This window comes from Brevibacterium sp. K72 (assembly GCF_050562175.1).
Taxonomy (GTDB): domain Bacteria; phylum Actinomycetota; class Actinomycetes; order Actinomycetales; family Brevibacteriaceae; genus Brevibacterium; species Brevibacterium casei.
In genome coordinates, this window is the sequence record NZ_CP191582.1 from 3574274 (window position 1) to 3594316 (window position 20043).

14 protein-coding genes are annotated in these 20043 nt (G+C 66.4%); 5 read left to right on the plus strand and 9 right to left on the minus strand.

All coding sequences use genetic code 11. From position 1 onward, the window contains the following. Nucleotides 1-1770 (plus strand): dipeptide ABC transporter ATP-binding protein, encoded by a 1770-nt coding sequence (locus tag ACQ1RG_RS16140; RefSeq protein ID WP_009378159.1) that lies wholly within the window; start codon nt 1-3, stop codon nt 1768-1770. Nucleotides 1771-1919: 149 nt separating this feature from the next. Here the strand turns inward: ACQ1RG_RS16140 and ilvC are convergent, their stop codons facing one another. From ilvC to ACQ1RG_RS16155, 3 genes are all read right to left on the minus strand, one after another. Further along, a complete protein-coding gene (gene ilvC / locus ACQ1RG_RS16145) occupies nt 1920-2948 on the minus strand; it encodes a ketol-acid reductoisomerase (RefSeq protein WP_009378156.1) in 1029 nt (342 codons plus the stop codon). A 160-nt stretch (nt 2949-3108) separates the two neighbouring features. Continuing rightward, on the minus strand, nt 3109-3621 hold the full coding sequence (gene ilvN / locus ACQ1RG_RS16150) for an acetolactate synthase small subunit (RefSeq protein WP_009378155.1): 513 nt from the start codon (nt 3619-3621) through the stop codon (nt 3109-3111). Beyond that, nucleotides 3618-5555: an acetolactate synthase large subunit gene (locus tag ACQ1RG_RS16155; RefSeq protein WP_009378152.1), complete on the minus strand. Its 1938-nt coding sequence runs from the start codon at nt 5553-5555 to the stop codon at nt 3618-3620. Before ACQ1RG_RS16155 ends, ilvN begins: the two co-directional genes overlap by 4 nt. 371 nt (nt 5556-5926) lie before the next feature. On the opposite strand from ACQ1RG_RS16155, the gene ACQ1RG_RS16160 reads away from it, so the two are divergent. Continuing rightward, entirely contained in the window at nt 5927-7777 is a 1851-nt protein-coding gene (locus tag ACQ1RG_RS16160; protein ID WP_430600272.1) for an ABC transporter ATP-binding protein, read from the plus strand. Continuing rightward, the gene (locus ACQ1RG_RS16165; protein ID WP_009378147.1) at nt 7774-9657 is read left to right on the plus strand and encodes an ABC transporter ATP-binding protein; all 1884 of its coding nucleotides are present in this window, start codon (nt 7774-7776) and stop codon (nt 9655-9657) included. The genes ACQ1RG_RS16160 and ACQ1RG_RS16165 overlap by 4 nt, the downstream gene beginning before the upstream one ends. 268 nt (nt 9658-9925) lie before the next feature. On the opposite strand, the gene ACQ1RG_RS16170 is transcribed toward ACQ1RG_RS16165, so the two are convergent. Both ACQ1RG_RS16170 and ACQ1RG_RS16175 read right to left on the minus strand, forming a co-directional pair. Beyond that, nucleotides 9926-10753, minus strand: coding sequence for a DUF559 domain-containing protein (locus tag ACQ1RG_RS16170; protein WP_430600275.1), 828 nt, complete (start codon nt 10751-10753; stop codon nt 9926-9928). A gap of 615 nt (nt 10754-11368) precedes the next feature. Then, nucleotides 11369-11971, minus strand: coding sequence for a protein-L-isoaspartate O-methyltransferase family protein (locus tag ACQ1RG_RS16175; RefSeq protein ID WP_009379331.1), 603 nt, complete (start codon nt 11969-11971; stop codon nt 11369-11371). Between the two features lie 100 nt (nt 11972-12071). Here ACQ1RG_RS16175 and ACQ1RG_RS16180 point away from each other — a divergent pair, with 100 nt between their 5' ends. Further along, complete coding sequence (locus tag ACQ1RG_RS16180) at nt 12072-12590, plus strand: adenine phosphoribosyltransferase (RefSeq protein ID WP_009379332.1); 519 nt, start codon at nt 12072-12074, stop codon at nt 12588-12590. A 302-nt stretch (nt 12591-12892) separates the two neighbouring features. Then, nucleotides 12893-13714, plus strand: a complete 822-nt coding sequence (locus tag ACQ1RG_RS16185; protein ID WP_040342099.1) for an aldo/keto reductase — start codon at nt 12893-12895, stop codon at nt 13712-13714. Between the two features lie 225 nt (nt 13715-13939). Here the strand turns inward: ACQ1RG_RS16185 and ACQ1RG_RS16190 are convergent, their stop codons facing one another. The 4 genes from ACQ1RG_RS16190 to ACQ1RG_RS16205 are packed head-to-tail and all read right to left on the minus strand — an operon-like array spanning nt 13940 to nt 19546. Next, nucleotides 13940-15628, minus strand: coding sequence for an ABC transporter family substrate-binding protein (locus tag ACQ1RG_RS16190; protein WP_223289960.1), 1689 nt, complete (start codon nt 15626-15628; stop codon nt 13940-13942). Nucleotides 15629-15674: 46 nt separating this feature from the next. Continuing rightward, complete coding sequence (locus ACQ1RG_RS16195; protein WP_009379335.1) at nt 15675-17780, minus strand: ABC transporter ATP-binding protein; 2106 nt, start codon at nt 17778-17780, stop codon at nt 15675-15677. Beyond that, nucleotides 17773-18690: an ABC transporter permease gene (locus tag ACQ1RG_RS16200; RefSeq protein ID WP_040342078.1), complete on the minus strand. Its 918-nt coding sequence runs from the start codon at nt 18688-18690 to the stop codon at nt 17773-17775. Before ACQ1RG_RS16200 ends, ACQ1RG_RS16195 begins: the two co-directional genes overlap by 8 nt. A 1-nt stretch (nt 18691) precedes the next feature. Beyond that, nucleotides 18692-19546: an ABC transporter permease gene (locus ACQ1RG_RS16205; protein WP_227007196.1), complete on the minus strand. Its 855-nt coding sequence runs from the start codon at nt 19544-19546 to the stop codon at nt 18692-18694. Nucleotides 19547-20043: the final 497 nt, after the last annotated feature.

Genomic DNA, 20043 nt, shown 5'->3' on the forward strand with positions numbered 1-20043 from the left:
ATGACGAGTCCGCATCCCGCGCTGCGCTACCGGGACTACTCGGTCTCCTTCGGCTCCCGCCAGGTCACCCGGGACGTGTCCTTCGATCTCGTCCCGGGCTCGATCCTCGCCCTCGTCGGCGAATCCGGGTCGGGCAAGTCCGTCACCGCACTCGCTCCCCTCGGCCTCGTGCCGGGGGCGAGCGAGTCCGGTTCGGTACTCCTGTGCGCCGAGGAGGGCACCGCCGCCCCGGCAGGACCGGCCCCCGCCCCGGCGGCTGAGGGGGTCGACCTCGTCGGCCTCGATCAGGAACGGCTGCGGGCGATCCGCGGGGAGCGGGTCGGTGTCGTCTTCCAGGAGCCGATGAGCGCGTTCAACCCGATGTTCCGAGTCGGCCATCAGATCGCCGAGGCGGTCCGTGCCCATACCCGCCGTCCCGGGCCGGACCTCGGAGAGCGGGTGGTCCGGCAGCTGCGCACCGTCGGCCTGCGCGACCCCGAGCAGGTCGCCCGGGCCTTCCCGCACGAGCTCTCCGGCGGCCAGTTGCAGCGGGCGATGATCGCGCTCGCGACGATCAACTCACCGCAGGTCCTCATCGCCGACGAGCCGACCACGGCCCTCGACGTCACCGTGCAGACGGGCATCCTCGACCTCCTCCTCGCCCAGGCGCAGGCCGGCCAGGCCGTCCTCCTCATCACCCACGACATGGGCGTCGTCGCCGACATCGCCGACCGCGTGGCCGTGATGAAGGACGGCCGCATCGTCGAGACGGGTCCGGTCGCCCGGATCTTCTCCGACCCGACCTCGGCCTACACCCGGGAGCTGCTCGCCGCCGTGCCGCGGCTCTCCGCGGTCGTCGCGCGGAGGGACGACTCCCCCGCCGAGGCGGCCGCCGGGTCCCCGACGAATGCCGGGTCCCGCGCGGACGTCGGGCCCCGCGCGGGCGTCGAGTCCCGCGCAGCCGCCGAGTCTGCGACCGGCCCAGTGCCCGCAGCCGAGCTGCGGCACGCCACCGTCGTCCACCGCTCCTCGGGCCGCCGGGTCGTCGCCCTCGACGACGTCAGCCTCGTCGTTCCCGCCGGGCAGATCACCGGGCTCGTCGGCGAGTCGGGCTCGGGCAAGTCGACGATCGCCAACGTCCTCACCGGCGGGCAGGCGCTGACCTCGGGTGAGGCGTTCGTCGACGGGGAGCGCGTGACCACTCGCCCGAACCGACGGCAGCGGCGGCACCGGGCAGAGGTCGGTGTCGTCTTCCAGGACCCGCGCGGCTCGCTCAATCCGCGCCGGTCGGTCGGCTCGCAGATCGCCGAGCCGCTGCGCGTCCACACCGACCTGCGAACCCGGCAGATCGAGGCACGGGTGGGCGAGCTGCTCACCGACGTCCAGCTGCCGGCCGACTTCGCCGAGCGCTACCCGCACGAGCTCTCCGGCGGTCAGCGTCAGCGGGTCGCGATCGCCCGCGCACTCGCTCTGCGGCCGAAGCTGCTCATCGCCGACGAACCGACCTCGGCCCTCGACGTCTCCGTCCAGCGCGGAGTGCTCCGGCTCCTCGCCGACCTCCACGAGGTCCGCGAGTTCGCGTGCCTGTTCATCAGCCACGACCTCGCCGTCGTCGAACAGCTCGCCTCGAGCGTCGTCGTCCTCCGCGACGGGCGCATCGTCGAGGAGGGATCGAGCAGGCAGGTGCTCACCGACCCGCAGCAGCCCTACACCCGGGAGCTCATCGAGTCCGCACCGGTGCCCGATCCCGCGGTCCAGGCCGCCAGACGCGCGGCGCGGCTCGCGGCGTAGGCGATCCGGCTCGAGGCACAGGCGAGCCCGCGTTGCCCGGGCTTCCCGTGGAGCGCGCGCACCGGGCCCGCGGCCGACGAGACGACGAAGGCGCCGAGGGAGGCGGTTCCCTCGGCGCCTTCGATCTCCGGGTCCACCCGGGCAGACGATCAGCGAGCGGCAGTGCCCTCGGTGTAGTCGTCGTCGGTGTCCTTGAGCCACGCGAACATCTTCCGCAGCTCGCGACCGGTGGCCTCGATCGGGTGCTTCTCCTCCTTGGCGCGCAACTCCTTGAACTCCGTGCCGCCGTTCTTCTGGTCGTTCATGAAGCGCTCGGCGAAGGTGCCGTTCTGGATGTCGACGAGGACGCTCTCCATGTTCTCCTTGACCTCGGGAGTGATCACCCGGGGGCCGGAGACGTAGTCGCCGTACTCGGCGGTGTCGGAGATCGACCAGCGCTGCTTGGCGATGCCGCCCTCGACCATGAGGTCGACGATGAGCTTGAGCTCGTGGAGGACCTCGAAGTAGGCGATCTCCGGCTGGTAGCCGGCCTCGGTGAGGACCTCGAAGCCGTACTGGACGAGGTGGGAGACGCCGCCGCAGAGCACGGTCTGCTCGCCGAAGAGGTCGGTCTCGGTCTCCTCGGTGAAGGTCGTCTTGATGCCGCCGGCACGGAGGCCGCCGATCGCCTTCGCGTAGGAGAGCGCGAGATCCCACGCGTGGCCGGTCGCGTCGACCTCGACGGCGACGAGGACGGGCACACCGCGGCCGTCGACGTACTCACGGCGGACGACGTGGCCGGGGCCCTTCGGCGCGATCATGACGACGTCGACGCCCTCGGGGGCCTTGATGTAGCCGTAGCGGATGTTGAAGCCGTGGATGAAGACGAGGGCCTTGCCCGGGGTGAGCTGGTCCTTGACCTCGTTCTCGAAGATCTCAGCCTGCACCTGGTCGGGAGCGGCGATGGTGATGACATCGGCCCAGGCGGCCACCTCGGCGGGGGTGCCGACCTCAAGCCCTTCGGCGGCGGCCTTGTCCCGGCTCGACGAACCCTCCTTGAGTCCGATGCGGACTTCGGCGCCGGAGTCGCGCAGGCTCAGTGCGTGAGCGTGGCCCTGACTGCCGTAGCCGATGACGGCGACCTTCTTGCCCTGGATCAGCGACAGGTCGGCATCGTCGTCGTAAAAGCGTTCTGCCATGGTTCTAGCTCCTTCGAGGTTTCGGGGTGATGGCCCCATTGTTTCACAGTTCGGTACGAATGTTCACTTGTTGAGACGACTGTCGTTCCACTCCGTGGAACGCGGTGTCGGTGCCGGTCGGTCGCCGGCTCAGCCGCGCAGGGCCCGGTCGATCGCCGGCTCAGCCGCGCAGGGCCCGGTCGGTGATCGACTTCGGTCCGCGCCCGATCGCGACGGTGCCGGACTGGACGATCTCCTTGATCCCGAAGGGCTCGAGGACGTCGCGAAGGGCCTCGACCTTGCCGAGCTCACCGGTCGCCTCGACGCACACGGAGTCCGTGGAGACGTCGACGATCGAGCCGCGGAACATCTCGACGGCGGCCGCGACCTGGGGTCGCGTGGCGGCGTTGGCCTTGACCTTGTAGATGACGTGGGCCCGGCGCACCGAGGAATCGGGTTCGAGCTCGACGATCTTGATGACGTTGACGAGCTTGTTCAGCTGCTTCGTCACCTGCTCGAGCGGGACGTCGCCGACGTCGACGACGACCGTGATCCGGGAGAGCTCATCGTGTTCGGTGACACCGACGGCGAGGCTGTGGATGTTGAAGCCGCGGCGAGCGATGAGGCCGGTGAAGCGGGTGAGCACACCGGGCTTGTTCTCGACGAGGACGGAGAGCGTGTGTCGGCTGGTCATTCCAGGCCCCCTTCGATCTGAGCCACGGAGCGCAGCGTGTCGTTGTCCTCGGAATCGCCCTCTTCGATGACCGTCTCGATCGGTCCGTCGCCGTCACCGTCGAAGTCGGGGCGGATGCCGCGGGCGTACTCGATCTCATCGTTCGAGACCCCGGCGGCGACCATCGGCCACACCATCGCATCGGGTGGGACCGTGAAGTCGAGGACGACGGGTCGGTCGTTGATCGCCAGCGCCTGCTCGATCGCGGCATCGACGTCGTCGTTGCTGTCCACGCGCAGTGCGAAGCAGCCGTACGCCTCGGCGAGACCCACGAAGTCGGGGATCCGGATCGTCTCGTGCCCGGTGTTGAGGTCGGTGTTCGAGTAGCGGCCGTCATAGAAGAGGGTCTGCCACTGGCGCACCATGCCCAGCGACGAGTTGTTGATGATGGCGACCTTGATCGGGATGCCATCGAGCGCGCACGTTGCGAGCTCCTGATTGGTCATCTGGAAGCAGCCGTCGCCGTCGATGGCCCAGACCACGCGGTCGGGTTCGGCGACCTTCGCGCCCATCGCCGCAGGCACCGAGTAGCCCATCGTGCCGAGCCCGCCCGAGTTCAGCCACGAGCGGGGCCGTTCGAACTCGACGAACTGCGCCGCCCACATCTGGTGCTGGCCGACGCCTGCGGCATAGATCGCCTGGGGTCCGGTGAGCGCGGAGATCCGGGAGATGACGTACTGCGGGTCGCAGAGCTCGCCGTGCTTGGAGTAGCCGCGCGGGTAGGTCCGCTTGAGTCGGGTGAGGAAGCGCCACCACGGCTCCCGCTGGCGCTCGAGCGCCTCCGGGTGCTTGTTCCGCAGCTCGGTGAGGATCTCCGCGAGGACCTCACGGGCGTCGCCGACGATGGCGACCTCGGCCGCGCGGTTCTTCCCGATCTCCGCCGGGTCGATGTCGGCGTGGATGACCTGGGCGTTCGGGGCGAACGAATCGAGGTTGCCCGTCACCCGGTCATCGAAGCGGGCACCGATGGCGATGAGGAGGTCAGCCTTCTGGAACGACGTCACGGCCGGCACGCTGCCGTGCATGCCGGGCATCCCGAGGTGGAGCGGATGGGAGTCGGGGAACGCGCCGCGGGCCATGAGGGTGGTGACCACGGGGATGTTCGTCGCCTCGGCGAGCCGCAGGAGCTCCTTCTCCGCCTCCGAGCGGATGACGCCGCCGCCGATGTAGAAGACGGGACGGTGCGCCTCGGCGATGAGGCGGGCGGCTTCCCGGATCTGCTTCGCGTGCGGCTTGAGGATGGGGCGGTAGCCCGGCAGCTGGGCCTCCTCGGGCCAGACGAACGGGGCCGTGCCGGTCTGCGCATCCTTCGTGATGTCGACGAGGACCGGTCCGGGGCGCCCGGTCGTCGCGATGTGATGGGCGTTGACGATCGCTGATGGAATGTCCTCGGGCCGGGTGACGAGGAAGCTGTGCTTGGTCACCGGCATCGTCATCCCGACGATGTCGGCCTCCTGGAAGGCGTCGGTGCCGAGCAGCTTCGAGCTCTGCTGACCGGTGATCGCGAGCACCGGCACCGAGTCCATGTGGGCGTCGGCAAGCGCGGTGATGAGGTTCGTCGCCCCAGGACCCGAGGTCGCGATGCACACGCCCAGCTTGCCCGAGGCCGCCGCGTAGCCCTCGGCGGCATGGCCGGCGCCCTGCTCGTGGCGGACGAGGATGTGCCGGATCTTCTCGGTCTCGAAGAGCGGATCGTAGGTCGGGAGGATGGTGCCGCCGGGAAGTCCGAAGACGGTGTCGACGCCGAGGCGCTCGAGGCTGCGGACGATCGCCTGTGCGCCGGTGAGGACCTCGGGGGTCGAGCTCCTCCGCACGCTGGACGGTGTCGGCTTCGCCGGCGCTGCGCTCTGCGCAGTCCCGGCGGCCGACTTCTGGGCCGGGGGCGTGGCTGCCATCTCTTCGTTCCCTTTCCTTGGTTGACCCGCTCGCATCCGTCCCCGCACTAAAAAAGCCCCTCCGGTGTCGGTAGGGGCGCGCGGAACGTGTCGTGGTGACAGGCTACGGATGATCCGCGCGCTGGCTAATGACGACGACGAGAAGGTGAGTCATGCCTCAATGATTCACCGCCCCCTCACGGGTGTCAAACCGCAGAAACGATCGTCTCGCATATCGGGATACCTGCGGAGCGAGCGATGAGACCCGGAGCCGACGACCGCCTCGGCGGGGGAATCCATCAGCTTCCACGGTCGAACAAAACCCCACTTCAGGGGGCCCAGATTCCGCATCGCGAGACCATAGACGCGGGGAGTCCCCGGGACTAGGCTTGATGTTCGTGCGCCCCCTTCTACGCTTCTGGCCCGATCTGCGAACCCGGATCGGCATCTACGCGGTCGTTCTCGTCCTCACCCTCGTCGCGAACGGCATCCAGCTCATCGTCCCCGTCATCACCGGGTACATCATCGACGGTCCGATCACCGAAGGCGACCTGCCGGGTCTCTGGCTGCCCGTGCTCGGAGTCCTGGCCATCGGGATCGCCGAGGCGGTGCTCATCTGGGCCCGCCGGATGATCGTCGCCCCCGTGGTCTCGGCCTGGGAGATCATCTGGAGGGCCCGGCTCTTCGACCGCCTCCAGTACACCTCGGTGGCCGTCCACGACTCGTGGGAGTCGGGACAGCTGCTCTCGCGGGCGACGACCGACCTCTCCCAGCTGCGGCGCTTCTTCGCCTTCGGCCTGCCGTTCCTGCTCGCGACCCCGATCGTCCTCGTCGTCGGCACGATCATGCTCACAGCGCTCCAGCCGATCTTCGGACTCATCATGATCGCCATGGCCGTGCCGACGATCGTGTGCGCGGCGATCTTCGAACGCAAGTACCGTGAGGCCTCACGCCGATCGCAGGACACGGTCGGTGAGATCACGACCGACGTCGAGGAGTCGATCCAGGGCATCCGGATCCTCAAGTCCTTCGGCCGCTCCCCGTGGGCCGCCGAGCGCTTCTCCGTGCTCTCGCGCCGGTTCCAGAGCCTTGAGGTGCGCAAGGCAAAGCTCGACTCGTGGTTCTGGGCCCTCCTCATCCTCCTGCCCACGCTCGCCCAGGCCGCGATCGTCGGGGTGGGCACGTGGGGCGTCGTGCAGGGATGGACGACGATCGGCACGGTCGTGGCCGGAGTGACGATCTCGATGGTGCTGCGGATGCCCATCGAGATGCTCGGGTTCCTCCTCGCCGACGCCCTCATGTCGATCACGGCCGCCGGGCGCTACTGGGAGGTCATCGACATCCGCCACGACATCACCGATGCCGACGGCGGGATCGCCGACGACCCGGACGTCGGGCGCTTCCGCGGGGAGCTCGACTTCGACGACGTCGACTTCCACTTCGCCGACACCGACCGGCTCACCCTGCGCGGACTCGACCTGCGCATCGCGCCGGGACAGACGCTCGCGCTGGTGGGCACCACCGGGTCGGGCAAGACGACGCTCGCCTCCCTCGTGCCGCGACTCCAGGACGTCACCGGGGGCGCGGTGCGCATCGACGGCATCGACATCCGGAACCTGCCGGTCAACGAGCTGCGCCACCTCGTCTCGGTCTCCTTCGAGGATCCGATCCTCTTCTCCGCGAGCGTCCGGGACAACGTCGTCATGGGCTCCCCCGGTGCCGATGACGACGCCGTGTGGCAGGCGCTGGAGATCACGGCGGCCGCCGACTTCGTCTCCCGCCTGCCCGAGGGCCTCGACACACAGGTCGGCGAGCAGGGTCTGTCGCTGTCCGGCGGGCAGCGGCAGCGGCTCGCGCTCGCTCGGGCCGTCATCGGCAGGCCGCGGATCCTCGTCCTCGACGATCCGCTCTCGGCCGTCGACGTCGACACCGAGGACCGGGTGCAGCTCGCCCTGCGCGAGATCCTGCCCGATTCGACGACGCTCATCATCGCCCACCGACCCTCGACAGCTGCCCTCGCCGACGTCGTCGCCGTCCTCGACGAGGGCCGCATCGTCGCCCGCGGCACCCACGAGGAGCTCCTCGAGACCTCCCCGCTCTACCGGGAGCTCATGGGGGCGGGGATGCAGGCGAGCGCCTCGGCGAGGGGAACCGGGGCGACCGCCTCGGCGGGGAACTGCCCCAGCCCGGACGGCACTCCTGCCGGGACGAGCGGAACGATCACGGAAGGACGGGACGCATGAGTGCGCCGAAGCCGGCTCAGGACGACGAGGTCGAGTCGCTGCCGCCGGACATCGCGAGGAAGGCGCGGGCCCTGCTCTACTCGCTCGTCCGCCCGCACCTGCCGATGGCGGTGTTCCTCCTCGTCATCGTCGTGGCCACAGCGATCACGCTCGTCATCGGTCCCCTCTTCATCGCCGATGCCCTCGACACCGGCATCCCGCGGGCCGTCGACGGCGACCCCGGGCCGCTGACGAGGGCGATCACGCTGTTCGTCGCGGCGGCGGTGGGCTCGGCGGTGCTCTCGTTCACGGCGACGAGGCTCGTGGGCATCACAGCCCAGAAGATCGTCTTCACCCTGCGCGAGCGCGTGTTCACCCATGTCCAGCGCCTCGATCTCGGCTACCACGAACGCTCGACCTCGGGGCGTCTCGTGTCCCGCCAGACCTCGGACATGGAGTCGGTGCAGCAGTTCCTCTCGTACTCCCTCTTCGAGACCGCGCTCGCGGTGCTCCAGATGGGGTTCATCGCCGTCACCCTCGTCGTCCTCGACGTGCCGCTGGCGATCGTCGTCTTCGCCGGGTTCGTGCCGCTGTTCTTCATCACGAAGTCCGCGCATTCGACGCAGCGCGCCGCCTACCGGCGCACGCGGACGTCGATCGCGAAGGTCATCGTCCACTTCGTCGAGACGATGGGCGGCATCCGCGCCGTCCAGGCCTATCGCCGGCAGCCGGATCGGCGGGGGACGCTCAGCGATCAGGACTCCGCCTATCGGGACGCCAACACCGATGCGCTGCGCGGGGTCGCGTGGTTCGCCGGGTGGACCCGCCTCATCGGCAACGTCACGCAGACGGTCATCATCGTCGTCGGCGCGTGGCTCGTCATCGAGGGGTGGACGCAGATCGGCGTGCTCGCCGCGTTCATCCTCTACCTGCGCCGGTTCTACGGCCCCCTCGACGAACTCGTCCAGTTCTTCAACCTCTACCAGTCGGCCTCGGCCGCGCTCGAGAAGATCGCCGCCGTCCTCGACACCGAGCCCGGAGTGCCCGCCCCGAAGACGCCCGTGCACCTGCCGGCGCGCGCGGGGGCGACCGCCTCGGCGGGGGACGGTGCGGGGGCGACCGCCTCGGCGGGGGACGGTGCGGGGGACGGTGCGGGGGCGACGACGGGACGGTCGATCGAGATCACCGACGTCCGCTTCGCCTACGCCGACGGACCCGACGTCCTCCCCCGCTTCGACCTCACGATCCCGGCGGGGCAGATCGTCGCGCTCGTCGGAGCGACGGGGGCGGGCAAGTCGACGCTCGTCAAGCTCGTCACCCGGTTCTACGATCCCAGCGAGGGCACGGTCAGCCTCGACGAGGTGGACCTGCGCGACCTCGACGATACGGAGCTGCGCTCGAGCGTCGTCATGGTCACGCAGGAGTCGTTCCTCTTCGCGGGCACGATCGCCGACAACATCCGCATCGGCAATCCCGAGGCCACGGACGCCGAGGTCGTCGCCGCAGCCACCGCGGTCGGCCTCGACGCCTACATCCGCCGACTGCCCGACGGGTATGACACGGATGTCAAGAAGCGCGGCGGTCGGCTGAGCTCGGGGCAGCGGCAGCTCGTGTCGTTCGCCCGAGTGTTCCTCGCCGACCCGGACGTCGTCGTCCTCGACGAGGCGACCGCGCACCTCGACATCCCCTCCGAGCGGCTCGTGCAGAAGGCGCTCGCGACGGTCCTCGAGGGCAGGACCGCGATCATCATCGCCCACCGGCTCTCGACGGTCGAGATCGCCGACCGGGTGCTCGTCATGGACGCCGGGCGCATCGTCGAGGACGGCACGCCTGACGAGCTCATCGCCGGCACCGGTCGCTTCGCCGCGCTCCACCGCGCGTGGCGCGACACGCTCGTGTAGCGGGCGGCGGCGGCGCGGCGCGGCCCGGCGCGGCGCGGTGCGGCCCGGCGCGGCGCGGTGCGGCGCGGCGCGGTGCGGCCCGGCGCGGCGCGGTGCGGCGCGGCGCGGTGCGGCCCGGCGCGGCGCGGTGCGGCGCGGCGCGGTGCGGCGAGCTCCACTTCCGGCTTCGACGCGGTGATCCGACATATACGCGGTAAGCAGACCGCGTATATGTCGGATCACCGCGTCGATAGGAACGGGCACGGAGCGCGACCGCGTATGTGTCGGTTCACCGCGTCGAAGCAGCCGGTGTGCGCGCGGCGACGATCCGGGCGATCTCGGTGAACGCCTGCCGCCTCCACAGGTCCTTCCAGAACACTCGGATGACGTGATAGCCCAGAGCTCGCAGCTGCCTCTCACGTTCGCGCTCCCGATCGAAGGCGTCCCGGGCGTCCTGCCCGTCGAGTGTGTACTTGATCCGCCCATCGAACTCGACGATCGTCTTCGACTTCGCGTGCAGGAAGTCGACGCGGGCGATGAAGAAGCCGCGATCGTCGACGATCTCGACCTGCGGTTCGAAGCCGTCCACGCCGATCTCATGGAACCGCACCGCGACGATCGACTCCCCGGGCGACTCACGGCGCGGGTCGGCGAGTCCGAGGGCGGTTCTCACTCGGGCGGCATCACGCACTTCGGGGCACTCGGACAGAACCGTGAGCAGTCGGTCGCCCGCGACCAGGCACTTCCGCAGAGCATCGTCGAGCATCGGCACGCTGAGGTCGAGAGGGTAATCACGGGCTACGTCGATGAGCGTACGCTCTTTCGACGTCACCACGGTATCGCCGAGGCGAGCGATGTGCTCCGCCGGAACGGTTCGTCTGCGGATGATCAGGTGGGCGTGCCGAGTGTTCGTATTCGTCCTGATGACTTCGACCACAGGCTTCTCCATGCTCACGATGACGAATTCCCAGAGCAGGGCCGCGGAGAGGTGGGAGAAGATTTCGGCAGAGATGATGCCGGAATCCGCGCAGCGTCGATTGATGAGGTCAGCCCGCGTTCTGATGAGGATCTTCGTCCGTTCGAGGTGGTCACGGACATCCCCTATCTTTCCGAGCACTTCGGCATCGCCTTGGCGAACTGCCTCCCAGATCCGAGCATGTCTGGGGTTGTTGCACTGATCTTTGACGGCGAACCTTCCTCGGGCGACGCGCTCGAGACAGCAGTCGACAGCAAGTCGGACGTCGCGATCCGAACAGCCGAGGTTCCTCAGCTCTCGGGTCGTGAACACCTGGTACATGACATCATAGTGCTCTATAGCCAAACAAACGTCAATAGACGCACATATTTCGCATCAAACCAATTCGAGCGAGAGTGCTGTGTTCGACATCGACGGCGCACCAGCGACGCGGTGATCCGACATATACGCGGTCTGCTTACCGCGTATATGTCGGATCACCGCGTCGATAGGAATGGGCGCTGAGCGCGACCGCGTATATGTCGGATGACCGCGTCGGTAGTAATGGACACTGAGCGCGACCGCGTATGTGTCGGTTCACCGCGTCGGAGTACCGTCGAAGGGCCTCGATCGCGTCGGAGTACCGTCGAAGCACCTTGGCCGCGTCGGAGTACCGTCGAAGCACCTAAGTATCGCGCCGCTAGTCGCCTGCGGGTCCGGCTCACGACGAACCCTGCGTTCACGACGAACCCTGAGCTCACGACCAGCCGTCCGCGCTCACTCCTCGATGAGCGGGACGAACCGGTAGCGACCGTGGCGAGTGATCGACACGTCCTCGGCCGCCTCGCCGGTGCGCTCGACGCGGAGCATCTCGCCGGAGACGGGAATGACCATCACTCCCCCGCCCACTCCCCCGCCCCTCAGCTGCTCGACAAGACTGCTAGGCAGCTCAGCAGCTTCGGCAGAGACGAGGATCCGGTCGAAGGGCGCGCGCTCGGGCAGGCCGAGGGTCCCGGCGACCGCCTCGGCGAACTCGATCGACTCGATCCCCAGCCCATCACAGGCGATGATCGCGCGGTCGAGGAGCTCCCGATGCCGTTCGACCCCGATGACGCGGCCGCACCCACCGACGAGCACGCCGAGGAGCGCGGTCGTCCACCCCGAGCCTGACCCGAGATCGAGCACCGAATGACCAGGCTCGACGCCGAGGAGGCTGAGCATGTCGGCGACCGTGCTCGGCTGCGAGTTCGTCTGACCGCACCCGATCTCGAGTGGAATATTGGACCCCGCCCACCCCTGCTGATGCTCGGGAAGGAAGCGCTGCCGGGGCACCCGAGCGAACGCCTCGGCGAGGGTGACTTCGTCATCGGACGTGCTCATCTTCTCCCCTCGCCGGTCTGCGCCCTGACGTCTTGGCGTCGACGATACGCTCTCGAGCACCAGCCGAAAAGGCTCCACCCCACCCGAGTACAGTTGACCCGTGACGAATGCAGAGCTCGACCGCGCGCAGGCCCTCATCACCTCGATCCCCGACTACCCGGAACCCGGGGTGAACTTCCGCGACATCTCTCCCCTGCTCGCCGACGGCCCCGCGTTCACCGCCGTCACCGAGGCGCTCATCGCCCCATTCCTCGGCCGCTTCGACTTCGTCGGCGGGCTCGAGGCCCGCGGCTTCCTCTTCGCCGGTGCCATCGCCGCGATGACCGGAGCCGGAATCCTCCCGATCCGCAAGGCCGGGAAACTGCCCCGGCCGGCCGCCGCCGTGTCCTACTCGCTCGAGTACGGCACCGCGACGATCGAAGCCCCCGCCGTCCTCTCCCCCGGCGACCGGGTCCTCCTCGTCGACGACATCCTCGCGACCGGGGGCACGCTCACCGCCGCGCAGGCACTCGTGCGCGAACTCGGCGCCGAGGTGGTCGGATCCGCCGTCGTCCTCGAACTCACCGACCTCGGCGGGCGCGCCCACACCGGCGACGTCCACACGGTCTTCGCCGATTGAGCGCGACCGCCGACTGAGCGCGACCGCCGACTGAGCGCGACCGCCGACTGAACGCGACCGGCGCGGCCCGGCCGTCACAGACGTACCGACCGACCGCCTCGGCGAGGTCCACAGACGCACCGACCGACCGCCTCGGCGAGGCCCTGATTCCCGTTCAACGGAAACTTTCGGACAACCGGGAATGATCCACGGACCTTGTGCCGTTGTACGCTCGGATCAGGTGCCGGAGACCGGCAGCTGAACCCGTCGAGGCGCCCCACCGGGCGCCGATCAGACTCCCATCCGTGACGAAAGGCGACATGATGTCGGTTCCCACTCTCACTCTCAACGACGGCAAGACCATCCCCCAGCTCGGCTTCGGCGTCTTCAAGGTCGACCCGGCCGAGACCGAGCGCATCGTCACCGACGCGCTCGAGGTCGGCTACCGTCACATCGACACCGCTGCCGTCTACGGCAACGAAGAGGGCGTCGGTCGCGCCCTGAAGAACTCCGGCATCGCCCGCGACGAGCTCTTCATCACGACCAAGCTGTGGAACGACCGCCAGGGTGCGGCCGAGTCGCGCCGCGCGCTCGAGGAGAGCCTCGGCAAGCTCGGCCTCGACTACGTCGACCTCTACCTCATCCACTGGCCGGCACCGGCCCAGAACAAGGCCGTCGAGACCTGGGAGGCCTTCCCCTCCTACCGCGACGAGGGCCTGACCCGGTCGATCGGCGTCTCGAACTTCGACTACCGGTACCTGCCGGCGATCCTTGAGACCGGCATCATCCCGGCCGTCAACCAGATCGAGCTCCACCCGCAGTTCCAGGAGATCGAGACCCGTCCCCTCCTCGCCGAGAACGACATCAAGATCGAGGCGTGGGGACCGCTCGGCCAGGGCAGCGTCGACTACGCGTCGACCGTCATCGGCGAGATCGCGGCCGCCCACGGCAAGTCGTGGGCCCAGGTCATCATCCGCTGGCACCTGCAGCGCGGCCACATCCTCTTCCCCAAGTCGAACAGCCGCGAGCGCATGGCCCAGAACTTCGACGTCTTCGACTTCGAACTCACCGACGTTCAGATGGCCTCGATCGATGCCCTCGAGAACGGCGGTCGGGTCTCGGCCGATCCCGCCGAGGTGAACTGACCCTCGCCGAGGTGATGCGGACTCCCGTGGTCCGCTGAGGAACAACCCGCAGGACGCGGGCGGAATCATTCCGCCCGCGTCCTGCGTCTTCTCACCCGAACTCCGGAGCGCTCCCGATGATGCGTTTGAGACCGGCCCCGTGGGAGAACGTGGAACCACGGGGCCGGAGATCAGGTGAGCGAACCTCTGGCCGCTCCGGTTGTATGGACAGTCATATCAGTCGCCTCAGTCCTTGAAGCCGATGGTCGTCCAATCAGGCGTCTCAAGCTGGCGGGGTCCGAGGCTGACGATGTCGTCCTTGACTCCCCACACGTACGGAGTCGGGTAGATCGGAATCACCGGCTTGAGCTTGAAGATCGCCGCATCGCCTTCGTTGGCCAGCTTACGGGCCTCTTCCTCATCGAGCGTCGCTGTCGCAGCCTTGAACTTCTCACCGATCTCGTCGCTCGAGATCTTCGAGTAGTTCTGCTCCGAGTCGGCGGGGTAGAACAGGTTCGAACCCGACGAGATCGGGAACGCCGTGCCTTCCCAGGTGAACGTCGCCATATCGAAATTGCCGTTGAGGATGTTGTCGGCGAAGTACGCGGCGACCGGGACGGTCTCCAGCTCGATCTTGAAGCCGACCTCGTTTAGATCTTTCATGATCTGCTCAGCCCGCTGCGCATTCGATGCGGTGTCTGCAGGGACGACGATCTTGAATTGGAGCTTCTCGCCGTCCTTCTCCCTGACTCCGCCGTCGCCGGGTGTCCATCCGGCGTCGTCAAGGATCTTCTTCGCCGCTTCGGGATCGAAATCCAGACTGCCGCCGGTGTTGTCCTGGTAGCCCTTCTGACCGGGCATGAAGGTGTAGTTGTTAACCAAGGTCACCGGAGCCTCGACCGGGCCGATGGCCGCCTGGGCGATCGCTTCGCGATTGACTGCCCTGCCGATGGCGTCACGGACTTCCTGGTTCTTCAATGCGCCCTTCTCGGCGTTCATCGTCAGGTGAGTCCATTGCATTCCCTGCGACTTGTAGATGGCGCCGTCTTCACGGTTGTTCGCCGTCTGATACGCGTCGCCGTCGGTGCCGACATCGACGACGTCGATCTCCTTGTTCGCGTAAGCCTGAGCCTGCTGCGCCTGCGACACGACCTTGAAGACGACCTTCTCGAGCTTCGGGGTCTGGCCCCACCACTTGTCGTTGCGCACCATGGTGATGACACCGGACTTGTTGTCGACGCTCTCGGCCTTGAACGGACCGTTGGAGGGCAGCACCTTCTTGGTGTACTCCTTGTTGAAGACCTCGGGGTCCTCACTGATCTCATTCGGCAGCGGAGCCGCAATGTAGTTCGGCCAATCGATGTTGGGCGTCTTGAAAGTCACTTTCACTTCGTACTTGTCCGCCCCGGGTTCGATCGACTCGATGTCTTCGTAGCCCTTCGTCGATGCGACCTGGTACTCGTCGGACTTTCCGTCGCGGGTCTTCCAGAAGGCTTTGTAGTCCTCGACGTCGATCGGGGTGCCGTCTTCCCACACGGCGTCTTTGTTGAGCTTGACGTCGATGACCAGTGGGTCCTCGCTGGCGACTTCAACGCTCTCTGCGTAGTTCTTGTCGACCTCCCACGTGCCGTCCGCTTTGATGGAGATCGGTCCGCCGAGCGAGGTTCCGTACAGATTGTTGTTGTCGACGTGCGCGCCGTCGGCGTGATAGTAGTTCAGACTCGCCGGAATCTCCGTCATCGGGTAGGTCAGAGTACCGCCGTCGGCGACCTCGTCGTAGCTCGCCTTCTGGTAATCGGTGGTCGGCAGTGCCGAGATCTCCTTGTCCGCCTTGTCGCTGTCCACTCCGCCCGAGCCGTTGTTCTGCTGCTGGCAGCCGGAGAGAGCCAGCCCCAGAGCGGCGGTCGCGGCGACGACCACTGTCGCCCTTCTCATCCTGATCATCATTGTTCTTGCCTTTCCTTGAGCGGGTTGTGCTGGTTCAGTGGGGGTGATCGAGCTCGCCGATCAGCTCCGAATGGTGGCAGGCCACCAGGCTCTCGCCCGAGGGACTCGGCTGCGGATCGATCTGCGCGCACATCTGCTGCCGTTCGGGGTCGAGCAGGAGGTAGAGCGGGCAGCGAGTGCGGAAGTTGCAGCCGCTGATGTCGTCGGTCGGGCTGGGCAGGTCCCCGGAGAGAAGTACACGTTCGCGGGAGCGTTCGACGAGCGGATCGGGCACCGGGATCGCCGACATGAGTGCCCGGGTATAGGGGTGCTTCGGACTCGCATAGAGTTCGTCCGAACCCCCGTATTCCACGATGCGTCCCAGGTACATCACCGCTACGAAATCAGAGATCTGCCGGACGACGGCGAGGTCGTGGGCGACGAACAGATAGGACAGTCCGAGTGAGTCGCGGAGGTCTTCGAGAAGGTTGATGACCCCGGCCTGAACTGAGACGTCGAGAGCCGATACCGGTTCGTCGAGGACGAGGAGGCTTGGATTCGTCACCAAGGCTCGGGCAATTCCGATCCTCTGACGTTGGCCGCCGGAGAACTCATGAGGATACCGATCGGCCATCGAGGGGTCGAGTCCGACCAGGTCAAGCATCTCCTCAACTCTGCGGTGCCGCTCGGCCGACCGGACTCCATGCACCGTGAGGGGTTCACCGATGACATCGGCGATGGGCAGTCTCGGATCGATCGCAGCCATCGGGTCCTGGAAGACGACCTGCACGTCCTTGCGCAGCGCCAGACGTTCCCGCTTCGACAGAGTCGACACGTCGACTCCGTTGATGACGATCGAACCCTTCTGCGGTGCGACCATCTCGAGGATCTCCCCGATCGTCGTCGACTTGCCGCAGCCAGATTCACCGACAAGGCCGAGTGTCTGTCCTGCCTTGATCTCGAAATCGATGCCGTCGACGGCCTTGACTGTACCGATCTGTCGTTTGAAGACGGCTCCCTTGAGCAGGGGATAGTGCTTCTGCAGATCCGTGACCTCGAGGATCTGCGCCGCCCCGAGGTCCCTGGCTTTCCTCTGCACCGGATCAGGGCGCGGGAAGATCTCCGCTGCGGTCAGCGTTCCCGACGCAATCTCGTCGGCGCGGTGGCATGCTGCGGATGTTCCGGCGATGCCATGGCCTTTCAGTTCCGGCTCGACTTCGCGGCAGATGTCGAGCGCGATGGGGCAACGCGGTGCGAAAGGACACCCGGTAGGAAGGTTCGACAGTGACGGGGGCCTGCCCTCGAGAGGCACCAACCGTTGAGTGCCCGCAGTCGCCAGATTGGGCACGGACCGCAGCAGACCGGATGTATACGGCATCTGCGGGCGGGAGAACACGCTCTCGACTGGCCCTGTCTCGACCAGTCGTCCCGCATACATGACGGCGATCCGGTCAGCGTTGCCGGCTACGACGCCGAGGTCGTGCGTGATGAGTACGACGGCGGCCCCGGTGATCTCCCGCGCCTTCTGCAGCACCTCGAGGATCTGTGCTTGGATGGTGACGTCGAGTGCGGTGGTCGGCTCGTCGGCGATGATGAGATCAGGATCGTTGGCGATCGCGATCGCGATCATGGCCCGTTGGCGCATTCCGCCGGAGAACTCATGAGGATAGGCGTTGACCCGGCGTTCAGGCACAGGAATGCCGACGATGCGCAGCAACTCGATCGCGCGGTCATGCGCGGCGTCCTTGCTCAATGACGCATCGTGAAGGAGCAGTCCCTCGGCGATCTGCTCTCCGATGGTGTAGACAGGAGTGAGTGCTGAGAGCGGATCCTGAAAGACCATCGCGATCTCGGAACCGCGCAGCCGAGACATCTGTTCATCGGGCATGCCCAAGAGTTCTCTGCCCCGGTAGCTGATCGAGCCTTCCACCACCGCGTTCGACGGAAGGAGTCCCATCACGGCCATCGACGACACCGATTTCCCCGAACCCGATTCGCCGACGATGCCGAGGAACTCTCCCGGTCGGACGGAATAGTTGACCCCGCGCACTGCCTTCACATCGCCGTTCGAGTTGGGGAACGTGACCGTCAGATCTCTGACCTCGAGAATCGGTGAATCGGAGGTCGGCAGTGTGGGTACGGAGTTGAGGATGTCAGTCACGATTGGCTCCTGATGTCGGATCGATCGCGTCGCGCAGAGCGTCAGCCATCAGGCTGATGGCGAACAGCATGAGGACAAGGACGCCGGCAGGGAAGACGAAGAGCCACGGTCTGGTGACGGCGGCGCCGGATCCCTCGGCAAGAAGCGTGCCGATCGAGACGTCTGGCTTCTGAATGCCCAGGTTGAAATAGCTCAGCGACGTCTCGGCGAGGATGGCCGAGACCACTCCGAGAGTGGCGTCGACGATGAGGATCGAAGCGACGTTGGGGACGATGTGGCGGCTGAGGATGCGCGGGGTCGAGACTCCCATGTACCGGGCTGCCTTGACGAAGTCACGGTCCTTGATCGCCTTGGTCTGGTTGCGGACGACCTGCGCCATGATCATCCACCCGAACAGAGCGAGGAAGACGACGATCGCCACCCACGACAGCTGCCGCAGCAGCGGCGAGAGCAGGACGAGGATGAAGAACGCAGGGAGGACGAGCAGCAGGTTGATGAACCAGACGATGACGACCTCGACGCGCCCACCGAAATAGCCGGCGGTGGAACCGATGATCGCCGCGAGGATGCTTGCGGCGGGCCCGGCGATGATGCCGATGAGCAGTGATTTCTGGAGCCCAGCCACAGTCTGCGCGTAGATGTCCTGACCGATCGCATTCGTGCCGAACCAATGCTGAGCGCTGGGAGGCTGGTTGAGCGCGAAGATGTCCTGGTCGGTCGGCGAGTAGATGTTGATGGTGTTGCCGAACACGGCGAAAAGGACGAAGAAGGCAAGCATGATCCCGCCGACCCAAAAGCGAGGGGTGGCTTTGAGCCGTCGCCAGATCAGCTTCGCCCGGGACGTAGGACGAGACCGCTGGGCGACGACCTCGGTGTCCGGAGTGGTTGAGATCGGAATATCAGTAGCCATGTCAGATCCTCACTCGCGGATCGAGTGCAGCGTAGAGCACCTCGGACAGCGTCGACGAGATGAGTGTCAGGACCGCGATGAACAGGACAGACCCGGCCGCTGCGTTGATATCGGATTGGAGAATGGAGTTGATGGTGAATTCGCCCATCCCCTTCCAGGAGAAGACGACTTCGAGCATCGCGGAACCGGCGACCAGAGTGCCGAATGCGTACGCGAAGTAGGTCGACATCGGGATGAGAGCGACCCTCACTCCGTGTCGGACGAGCGCGGATCTCCGTGTCCGCCCTTTGGATCGGGCTGTGCGTATGAAATCGGAGCTGAGCACATCGAGCATGACCGACCGCTGATAGCGCGAGTACGTGGCAGCGCTCATGAGGATCAGGGCGATCGTCGGCAGCAACATATGGGAGAACTGATCTGCCAGCCACGGAAAGAATCCAGGGTCGATATCGACCGTGTATTCACCGGTGAAGCGTATGAGGTTGTCGCCGACCGCATTGTTGAAATTGGTAGCGAGGATCATCAGCACGACACCGATGACGAACGTCGGCGTGGCAATTATCAGATAGGACGCATAAGTCACTAGCTGATCAGATCCCTTGTATTGCCTTACGGCTCCCCAAACACCGAGCACGACACCGAGAAGCGCACCGAGAAGCGTACCGATGAGCAGCAGTTTGAGACTCACTCCGGCGCGGGTCATGATCTCAGTGAGCACCGGACTGCCGTTGACCGTGGTGCCGAAGTCTCCATGCAGGAAGATGTTCGTCAGCCAGGCCCATGTGCGCTGGAGGATGGGGACGTCCGGATTGGTTCCATGACCGTTGAGGATCGACTGGATTGACGCCTCTGACAAGGGAGGATTCTGTCCGCGGTACCGTGCCGCGGGGTCCATGAAAGCACTGGCCGCGATATAGGCCGTCACTGTGGCAATGAATGCCAGGATGAAGTAGTTGATGAACCGTCGAAGGATGTATTTCCCCGTGGCGAGGCCTAGAGGGCAGTGGTCGACGCGGTCCTCTCATGGCAGATGCGATGGCGCATCGGGCAGGGAAGCAGAGTGTAGATCTCCCGACGAATCTCAAACGCACTGTCAATCATCAACGATCAGACTTCCTTCGCTCGCACGGCCAATCGAACAGTTCAGCTGAGCACAACCTGACTGGTTACTCACCGGAAACTGAAGATACAGCTCACTGTAGCCAACTGTGATCACTAACACAAAGAAGGCAATCGACTAGAGACGAAGTGGCATTGACGATCCGCGAGTTTACGGGCGACACGCCGCTGACAGGACTGCTTGGCCGCCGCGGCTTCGCATTCTCAGCGAAACGGTGGCCGCGGGTGGGCCCG